This is a genomic window from Pseudoxanthomonas sp. LjRoot204_2 (assembly GCF_056175765.1).
Genome location: NZ_JBGFFG010000660.1, coordinates 1 through 1300, shown reverse-complemented (window position 1 = coordinate 1300; position 1300 = coordinate 1). Strand labels below are relative to the sequence as shown.

General features: G+C 63.1%; 1 protein-coding gene. It reads left to right on the top strand.

Annotated elements, in window-relative coordinates; genetic code table 11:
- Positions 1-1263 (top strand): type IV pilus twitching motility protein PilT (locus AC04L7_RS18865; protein ID WP_475513725.1); only part of this gene is annotated, 1263 nt, incomplete at its 5' end.
- Positions 1264-1300 lie beyond the last annotated feature (37 nt).

Genomic DNA, 1300 nt, shown 5'->3' with positions numbered 1-1300 from the left:
CCTGCCCACGGGGCAGAGCGATCGTCCAATCCCGCCGCCGGCGGAAGAAGCGTCGAGTCCCGAGGCGCTGCCGTGAGCGAGAACCCATTCCTGCTGGCTTACGAGCCCGTGCGGTTCGGGCGGGATGAGTTCAATGCGCTTCTCGTCCATGCCAAGACGGTAGGCGCGTCGGACATCCATCTACAGTCCCATGCGCGGGTGCAATTCCGCATCCATGGGTCTGTCCAGTACGGCAGCCGCCGCAAGCTCGATGACGCTGAGCTCGCCGACATGGTCCGCGTGCTCTACGGTGGCGACAACGGTGAGATGGAGATCCGCTCCGGCAAGCCGCTGGACAACGCCTACACCCTGAAGATAGATCGCGACAGCAACCTGCGCTTCCGCTGGAACGCAACCGGCTGCGAAGTGCGTGGGGCCCAAGGCATCAAGATCACGCTTCGCGAGTTGCCCGACATGCCGCCGCAACTGCCGGCCGAAGAGCTCGGGTCGGACATCGTCGATGCGCTATACCCGGATGAGGGCATGGTGCTGGTGTGCGGTGCCACCGGCTCCGGCAAGAGCACGCTGATGGCAGGTGTCATCCGCAACAAGCTGGAAGACCCTGACGCGCACGAGAACATCATGGAAGCGTCTGCGCCGGTGGAGTTCATCTACAACAAGGTGCTGGCAAACCCGAACTGCACCTCAACGATCACGCAGTCGAACGTGCCGCAGAACCTTCCGTCCTTCGCCGTGGCGGTCACCAACTTCCTGCGCTGCGACCCCGACCGCATCATCATCGGTGAGTCGCGCGATGCGGCGACGATCAAGGCCTCGAACCTGGCCGCGCAGACGGGCCATGCGCTGTACACCACCGTGCACGCCAACACGGTAGGCGGCACGTTCCTGCGAATGATGCAGTCGCTACCGTCCAACGAAATGGCCTCCGAGCTGGGCAGCCTGATCGAGGCGTGTCGCCTGATCGTTTGCCAGAAGCTACTTCCATCTCTGGACGGTAAGCGTGTGGCGGTCCGGGAGACCTTGATCCTGGACAAAACCATTCGGCGCAAGTTGCTTGATGCCGCTTCGCGCGATGTCAGCACCCTTCCTGCCGTGGCCAACGACATCGTCGACACCCACGGCGTTCCGATGTGGAGGCATGCGATCAGGCTGGCCGAGGCCGGCAGGATCGATGAGATGCAAGCGGAATTCATGCGGAAAGATTCGGAGGGCGAACGCGTGCGCCTGCAAGCTGTCGAGAGGGAACTTCATGTCGCGGCCTAATCACTGGCGGATGAGCGCCGAAACGACACGCCTGTGG